This window comes from Pseudomonas sp. CROZ-RG-20F-R04-15, assembly GCF_022662375.1.
GTDB lineage: Bacteria > Pseudomonadota > Gammaproteobacteria > Pseudomonadales > Pseudomonadaceae > Aquipseudomonas.
The window spans coordinates 72,986-80,192 of the sequence record NZ_JAKNQL010000027.1; the positions used below are offsets into that span (position 1 = coordinate 72,986).

Below are 7,207 nucleotides of genomic sequence, written 5' to 3' on the forward strand. Positions count from 1 at the left end.
TAATTCACCGTTTGCTTTTGATGATGGTGCCCAGGCCTTGCAGATAGGCCACCAGCGCGTCCATTTCGGTTTTGCCCTTCACGGCATCCTTGGCCCCGGCGATGTCTTCGTCGGTGTAAGGGACGCCGAGCGTGCGCAACACTTCCATTTTCTTGGCGGTGTCTTTGCCGTCGAGCTTGTTTTCCACGAGGAACGGGTAGGCCGGCATTTTCGACTCAGGCACCACGTTGCGCGGGTTGTACAAGTGCGCACGTTGCCAGTCATCGGAGTAACGACCACCGACGCGAGCCAGATCCGGACCGGTACGTTTGGAACCCCACAGGAACGGGTGATCCCAGACACTTTCACCGGCGACCGAGTAGTGGCCGTAGCGTTCGGTTTCGGCGCGGAACGGACGGATCATCTGCGAGTGGCAGCCGACACAACCGTTGGCGATGTAAACGTCGCGGCCTTCCAGTTCAAGGGCGGTGCGCGGCTTCATGCCTTCGACCGGCTTGTTGGTGACGTCCTGGAAAAACAGCGGAACGATTTGGGTCAGGCCGCCAACGCTGACGGCGATGACCATGAAGAAGGCCAGCAGGCCAATATTCTTCTCGACAGCTTCATGCTTCATCAGTGAGCTCCAACGACAGCGATCTGGGCAGCGGCTTCGGCTTCGGCCGGGTTCGAGGCGCGCACGGTGCGCCAGACGTTGTAAGCCATCAGGAACATGCCGCTGGCGAAGAAAGCACCGCCCAAGGCACGAACGATGTAGCCCGGGTGGCTGGCCTGCAGCGCTTCAACGAACGAGTAGGTGAGGGTGCCGTCGTCGTTGATTGCCCGCCACATCAGGCCCTGAGTGATGCCGTTGACCCACATCGAAGCGATGTACAGCACGGTGCCAATCGTCGCGAGCCAGAAGTGCGCGTTGATCAGACCGACGCTGTGCATCTGCGCACGGCCGAACAGTTTCGGGATCATGTGGTAGATCGCGCCGATCGAGATCATCGCTACCCAGCCGAGAGCGCCGGCGTGTACGTGGCCGATGGTCCAGTCGGTGTAGTGCGAGAGCGAGTTGACGGTCTTGATCGCCATCATCGGCCCTTCGAAGGTCGACATGCCGTAGAACGCCAGGGAGACCACGAGGAAGCGCAGGATCGGGTCGGTGCGCAGCTTATGCCAGGCGCCCGAGAGGGTCATCATGCCGTTGATCATGCCGCCCCAGCTTGGCGCCAGCAGAATGATCGACATTGCCATGCCCAGGGATTGTGCCCAGTCCGGCAGTGCGGTGTAGTGCAAGTGGTGCGGGCCGGCCCAGATGTACAGGGTGATCAGGGCCCAGAAGTGCACGATCGACAGACGATAGGAGTAGATCGGACGTTCGGCCTGTTTCGGCACGAAGTAGTACATCATGCCGAGGAAACCGGTGGTCAGGAAGAAGCCCACCGCGTTGTGGCCGTACCACCACTGGATCATCGCGTCGGTCGCGCCGGCGTAGGCAGAGTAGGACTTGAAGAAGCTCACCGGCAGCGAGGCGTGGTTGACGATGTGCAGCATCGCGGTGACGACGATGAACGCGCCGTAGAACCAGTTACCCACGTAGATGTGCTTGGTTTTGCGCTTGGTGATGGTGCCGAAGAACACCAGACCGTAGGTGACCCAGACAATGGCCAGCAAAATGGCGAGTGGCCATTCCAGTTCCGCGTATTCCTTGGTGGTGGTGTAACCCAGCGGCAAGGTAATGATCGCGCCGACGATCACCGCTTGCCAGCCCCAGAAGGTGAAGGCCGCGAGGCTGTCGGAAATCAGTCGCGTCTGGCAGGTTCGCTGCACGACATAGTAGGAAGTGGCAAACAGTGCACAACCACCGAAGGCGAAAATCACCAGGTTTGTGTGCAACGGGCGCAGGCGTCCAAAGCTCGTCCACGGCAGACCGAAGTTCAATTCCGGCCAGACCAGTTGCGAGGCGATGAAGACACCGAGCCCCATGCCAAGGATCCCCCAGACCACCGTCATGATGGCGAACTGGCGGACTACCTTATAGTTATAAGCAGTCGGACTGATTGCTGTGCTCATTCTAAGGTTCCACGGTTTGGGTGTTTTATTAGGATTAAAATCGGCCGCAAGTATGCAGAGAGCAGGGGGTCATTGCAACGCGCCATGACCTGGGTCAATGCTTTCCAACGCTGATTCTGCGGCCTTTCCATGCGCCGCGTAAGGACAAAATCGGCCTCGGACAAAATGTCGCAGCGGACGAAAAAAGCGAGGGGTTCAGGTCGCTTGTAACGGGGTGTGTTCAAACGCTCGGTTCGGGTGACGGACGGTAAATGGCACGACAGCCGGTATCTACCGGCGTTTGCGGCCACATCAGTCAGCCGGTTCGCGGAACACAGCAGTCAGCGTTGACCTGGAACCGGCACAAGCCAGTCCGCATCGAGCAAGCGTAGACCCGAATCAGAGGAACCGAAAGGAGAGGGCGTGAAGGGGTGCGACAATGCGTCGCAAAGGGGCGGGATGCTGCCGCACCGAGAATGGTGCGGCAGAGTTGTACGCAATGTTTATTTCTTTTTGTCTTCAGTAATCAGTTTTTCTGTATTCAATCCATGTGACAGGCTGTACACATAAGCGGCTAGCAATTGCACTTTATCGTTGCCCAACAGCTCGTTCTGCGCTGGCATATGGCCCTGACGACCGTGGCGAATGGTTTGCTCAAGCTGAGTCAGACTGGTGCCATAGATAAACCCGGCCGGGTGCGTCAGATTCGGCGCACCCATGGCTTCAGTGCCGTGGCCGGTTGCCCCATGACAGGCTACGCACGTGGTGCTGAACGCCTGCTGTCCGGCTTGCAGGTCAGCCTTGCTGTCGGCGGGCAATGGCAGACCGGCCAGTTCATGACGCACATAAGCGGCCACGTTTTTCACCCCGGCCTCGCCGAGCACTTCGCCCCAGGCTGGCATCGCCGCCATGCGGCCACCCATGATGGTGGTCTTGATGGTCTCGGCGTCGCCGCCCCAGCGCCAGTCGCTGTCGGCGAGGTTAGGGAAACCGAACGCGCCTTTGGCGTCCGAGCCGTGGCACACCGAGCAGTTGGAGGCGAACAGTCGGCCACCCATTTTCAGCGCCTGCGGATCCTTCGCCACTTCTTCCAGCGGCATGGCGGCGAATTTGGCGAAGATCGGCCCGAATTTGGCATCGGCCTTGTTCATTTCCTTTTCCCACTCGTGCACGCCGGTCCAGCCATCCTCGTAACCCGGCAGGATGCCTTTCCAGTTACCCAGTCCCGGATACAGGATCAGATAGCCCACGGAAAACACCAGCGTGCCGGCGAACAGCATGAACCACCACTGCGGTAGCGGGTTGTCGTACTCCTCGATGCCGTCGAAGCTGTGGCCCATGGTCTGGTCGACGCTGCCCTTGGTTTCGCCCCGGCGGGTGCCGATCAGCAGCCACGTCAGGCCGATCAGGCTGCCGATGGTCAGTACGCAGATCCACGTACTCCAGAAGGTGGTCATGGCCGGGTACTCCTTGTCTCATTTGCTTGGGTTGTTTCGGCTTGCGGCTCGTCGGCGAACGGCAGCAGACGTGCTTCGGCAAACTCCGGGGTGCGCTTGCGGTTGAACACCCAAAGCGTCAAACCAACGAAGGCGACGAACACCACGACCGTGCCGAGGCCACGAATCAGGCCTGCACTCATTTCAATGATCATCGTGCTCACCTCTTGCTCTTGATCGCAGTGCCGAGCACTTGCAGGTAGGCGACGAGGGCGTCCATTTCGGTCTTGCCCTTGAGGCTGGCCACCGCGCCGCTGATGTCGTCGTCGGTGTACGGCACGCCGAGGGTGCGCATGGTCTTGAGCTTGGTTTCGGTGTGGCTGCTGTCGACCGCTTGCGTGACCAGCCATGGGTAGGCCGGCATTTTCGATTCCGGTACGACGTTGCGCGGGTTGTACAAGTGCGCGCGGTGCCAGTCATCCGAGTAGCGCGCGCCGACCCGGGCCAGATCCGGACCGGTACGCTTCGAGCCCCAGAGGAACGGGTGATCCCAGACGCTTTCGCCCGCTACCGAGTAGTGCCCGTAACGTTCGGTTTCGGCGCGGAACGGCCGGATCATCTGCGAATGGCAACCGACGCAGCCTTCGCGGATATAGATGTCACGGCCTTCCAGTTGCAGCGCGGTGTAGGGCTTCATGCCTTCCACCGGTTTGTTGGTGACGTCCTGGAAGAACAGCGGGACGATCTGGGTCAGGCCGCCGATGCTCACGGCAAACACCATGAGCAACATCAACAGGCCGACGTTCTTTTCAATCGTTTCGTGTTTCATGGTGGACTCCTCAGGCCATCTGCGCGGCAGCAACGACGTCAGCAGGCTGCGAGGCCCGCACGGTGCGCCAGGTGTTGTAAGCCATCAGGAACATGCCGCTGAGGAAGATCGCCCCACCAATCAGCCGCACGACGAAGCCTGGGTGGCTGGCCACCAGGGTTTCGACGAAGGAGTAGGTCAGCGTGCCGTCCTCGTTCACTGCGCGCCACATCAGGCCCTGGGCGATGCCGTTGACCCACATCGAGGCGATGTAGAGCACGGTGCCGATGGTCGCGAGCCAGAAGTGCGCGTTGATCAGGCCGACGCTGTGCATCTGCGCCTTGCCGAAGATTTTCGGGATCATGTGGTACAACGCGCCGATGGAAATCATCGCCACCCAACCGAGGGCGCCGGCGTGTACGTGGCCAATGGTCCAGTCGGTGTAGTGGGAGAGGGCGTTGACGGTCTTGATCGCCATCATCGGACCTTCGAAGGTCGACATGCCGTAGAACGCCAGCGAGACCACAAGGAAGCGCAGAATCGGGTCGCTGCGCAACTTATGCCAGGCGCCCGAGAGGGTCATCATGCCGTTGATCATGCCGCCCCAGCTCGGTGCCAGCAGAATCAGCGACATCACCATGCCCAGCGACTGCGCCCAGTCCGGCAGCGCGGTGTAGTGCAAGTGGTGCGGGCCGGCCCAGATGTACAGGGTGATCAAGGCCCAGAAGTGCACGATCGACAGGCGATACGAGTACACCGGACGCTCGGCCTGTTTCGGCACGAAGTAGTACATCATCCCGAGGAAACCGGCGGTGAGGAAAAAGCCTACGGCGTTGTGGCCGTACCACCATTGCACCATCGCGTCGGTTGCACCGGCGTACACCGAGTACGACTTGGTGAAACTCACCGGCAACTCAAGGTTGTTGACGATGTGCAGAATCGCCACGGTGATGATGAACGCGCCGAAGAACCAGTTGCCCACATAGATGTGCTTGGTCTTGCGCTGCATGATCGTGCCGAAGAACACGATGGCGTAGGCGACCCAGACGATGGTGATCAGGATGTCGATCGGCCATTCCAGCTCGGCGTATTCCTTGGAACTGGTGTAACCCAGTGGCAGGCTGATCGCCGCCAACAGGATCACCAGTTGCCAGCCCCAGAAGCAGAACGCGGCGATTTTTGGCGCAAACAATTGGGTCTGGCAGGTGCGTTGCACCGAGTAGAACGAACTGGCGAACAGCGCACAGCCGCCGAACGCGAAGATCACCGCGTTGGTGTGCAGCGGGCGCAGACGGCCGAAACTGGTCCAGGGCAAATTGAAGTTGAGTTCGGGCCAGACCAATTGGGCCGCGAGAAAAACCCCGAGGCCCATGCCGACGATGCCCCACACCACCGTCATAATGGCGAATTGGCGGACCACCTTGTAGTTGTAGGCGGTACTGATAGAAGTGTTCATGGTTCCCCATCCACGGTTCAGCCGAAGTGAGCGCGCGCAAAACACGCGGCGAATCCTTCGTCTGGAGTTATAGGCAGACTAAAAGCGAGGCAAGCATGGACAAACAGCACAAGGCCAGTATTGACGGGGATCAATGGGCGCAGTGCGTGCTCGATCATGGATGGCTTTGGGACGCCGTGTCGGGCGAGGCTTTTGCGACGCTGATCCTCGCCCACGGTGCGGGGGCGCCGATGGATAGCGAGTGGATGAACGACATGGCTGGGCGCCTTGCCGGGCTTGGGGTGAATGTGTTGCGGTTTGAGTTTGCGTATATGGCGCAGCGGCGGGTGGATGGGGTGAAGCGGCCGCCGAATCCTGCGGGGAAATTGCAGGAATGTTGGCGTGAGGTGTATGCCGAGGTGCGGCGTCATGTCACTGGGGTTTTGGCCGTGGGCGGGAAGTCGATGGGTGGGCGGATGGCGAGTCTTTTGGCTGACGAGTTGGGTGCCGATGCGTTGGTGTGTTTGGGCTATCCGTTTTATGCGGTGGGGAAGCCGGATAAGCCTCGGGTTGAGCATTTGGCTTCTTTGCAGACTCGGACGTTGATTGTGCAGGGGGAGCGGGATGCGTTGGGGAATCGTGAAGCTGTAGAGGCTTACACTTTGTCGCCTAGTATTGAGGTGGCGTGGTTAGCGGCCGGCGATCATGACCTCAAGCCATTAAAGGTTTCCGGGTTTACCCATGAACAGCATTTGGCTAGCGCTGCGCAGAAAGTAACCGAGTTTCTCAAGGGTTAACCGAGATTCTGAACCGCATAAAGAACGGCTCCCTTTCCCCCTCGCCCCCTGGGGGAGAGGGCTGGGGTGAGGGGGTAGATCTTGAACGCGACACATTTTTCGATCTGAGTGCATATCCGTTGCTGCGGTAACGGCCGCTCAGGGTTCCGCCCTTACGGCGGGTCACTTTTTCCAGACGCCGAAAAAGTAACCAAAAAGGCTTGCTCCTACGTTCGGCCCGCTCGCTGAGGCTCGGGGTTCCTTCGCTCCGGGATCGATCCGGGCGCAGCGCCTACGGTTTGCTTCGCTGCACCTCCTCTCGCTGTGTTTGGCTTCGCCAAACGGTCGCTGCGCTCCCACCCCCGGATCAATCCCTCCACTCAGCCTTCCGATGTCGCCCGTGGATCAAGATCAAGAGCAGGCGAGCTGACACTCGGCCTATTGAGTGGTGAAGAGCGCGGGTGTTCGGCTTTTGTTTTGTGGTGGATTTGCCCCTCACCCCAGCCCTCTCCCGAGGGAGAGGGAGCCGATTTTTGGGCTTTTCAAAATGTGTGTTCAACTCGGTACTTCACGTCGGTGCACCTCCCCCAAACACCACGGTCAGTCCCCTCTCCCTACGGGCGGTCCGACGTTTCGGGAGGGCTAGGGTGAGGGGCTTTTGATCTGTTTCAGAATCTGAGTTCGACCCGGTATTTCAAGTCGGCGTACCTCGCCCAGA

General features: G+C 59.8%; 7 protein-coding genes. 1 reads left to right on the forward strand and 6 read right to left on the reverse strand.

Annotation, left to right across the window (positions count from 1 at the left end):
* Positions 1 to 4 precede the first annotated feature (4 nt).
* The 6 genes from ccoO (L8H52_RS26545) to ccoN (L8H52_RS26570) all read right to left on the reverse strand — a co-directional run bounded on the left by ccoO (L8H52_RS26545) (position 5) and on the right by ccoN (L8H52_RS26570) (position 5,734).
* On the reverse strand, positions 5 to 613 hold the full coding sequence (gene ccoO / locus L8H52_RS26545) for a cytochrome-c oxidase, cbb3-type subunit II (RefSeq protein WP_007905434.1): 609 nt from the start codon (positions 611 to 613) through the stop codon (positions 5 to 7).
* Complete coding sequence (ccoN, locus tag L8H52_RS26550) at positions 613 to 2,055, reverse strand: cytochrome-c oxidase, cbb3-type subunit I (RefSeq protein ID WP_129391558.1); 1,443 nt, start codon at positions 2,053 to 2,055, stop codon at positions 613 to 615. Before ccoN (L8H52_RS26550) ends, ccoO (L8H52_RS26545) begins: the two co-directional genes overlap by 1 nt.
* A 482-nt stretch (positions 2,056 to 2,537) precedes the next feature.
* A complete protein-coding gene (gene ccoP / locus L8H52_RS26555) occupies positions 2,538 to 3,491 on the reverse strand; it encodes a cytochrome-c oxidase, cbb3-type subunit III (protein ID WP_242209537.1) in 954 nt (317 codons plus the stop codon).
* A complete protein-coding gene (locus tag L8H52_RS26560) occupies positions 3,488 to 3,685 on the reverse strand; it encodes a cbb3-type cytochrome c oxidase subunit 3 (RefSeq protein ID WP_077572245.1) in 198 nt (65 codons plus the stop codon). The genes ccoP and L8H52_RS26560 overlap by 4 nt, the downstream gene beginning before the upstream one ends.
* A gap of 5 nt (positions 3,686 to 3,690) precedes the next feature.
* Complete coding sequence (ccoO, locus tag L8H52_RS26565) at positions 3,691 to 4,299, reverse strand: cytochrome-c oxidase, cbb3-type subunit II (RefSeq protein WP_090282591.1); 609 nt, start codon at positions 4,297 to 4,299, stop codon at positions 3,691 to 3,693.
* Positions 4,300 to 4,309: 10 nt separating this feature from the next.
* Positions 4,310 to 5,734, reverse strand: coding sequence for a cytochrome-c oxidase, cbb3-type subunit I (ccoN, locus tag L8H52_RS26570; protein WP_008082029.1), 1,425 nt, complete (start codon positions 5,732 to 5,734; stop codon positions 4,310 to 4,312).
* Between the two features lie 95 nt (positions 5,735 to 5,829).
* Here ccoN (L8H52_RS26570) and L8H52_RS26575 point away from each other — a divergent pair, with 95 nt between their 5' ends.
* Positions 5,830 to 6,510 (forward strand): alpha/beta family hydrolase, encoded by a 681-nt coding sequence (locus tag L8H52_RS26575; RefSeq protein ID WP_242209538.1) that lies wholly within the window; start codon positions 5,830 to 5,832, stop codon positions 6,508 to 6,510.
* The last annotated feature ends 697 nt before the right edge of the window (positions 6,511 to 7,207 follow it).

Bases quoted from the DNA above. Each gene is read 5' to 3' on its own strand.
- L8H52_RS26575 (WP_242209538.1), top strand. From the start codon at position 5,830: ATGGACAAACAGCACAAGGCCAGTATTGACGGGGATCAATGGGCGCAG.
- ccoN (WP_129391558.1), bottom strand. From the start codon at position 2,055: ATGAGCACAGCAATCAGTCCGACTGCTTATAACTATAAGGTAGTCCGC.
- L8H52_RS26560 (WP_077572245.1), bottom strand. From the start codon at position 3,685: ATGATCATTGAAATGAGTGCAGGCCTGATTCGTGGCCTCGGCACGGTC.
- ccoO (WP_007905434.1), bottom strand. From the start codon at position 613: ATGAAGCATGAAGCTGTCGAGAAGAATATTGGCCTGCTGGCCTTCTTC.
- ccoN (WP_008082029.1), bottom strand. From the start codon at position 5,734: ATGAACACTTCTATCAGTACCGCCTACAACTACAAGGTGGTCCGCCAA.
- ccoO (WP_090282591.1), bottom strand. From the start codon at position 4,299: ATGAAACACGAAACGATTGAAAAGAACGTCGGCCTGTTGATGTTGCTC.
- ccoP (WP_242209537.1), bottom strand. From the start codon at position 3,491: ATGACCACCTTCTGGAGTACGTGGATCTGCGTACTGACCATCGGCAGC.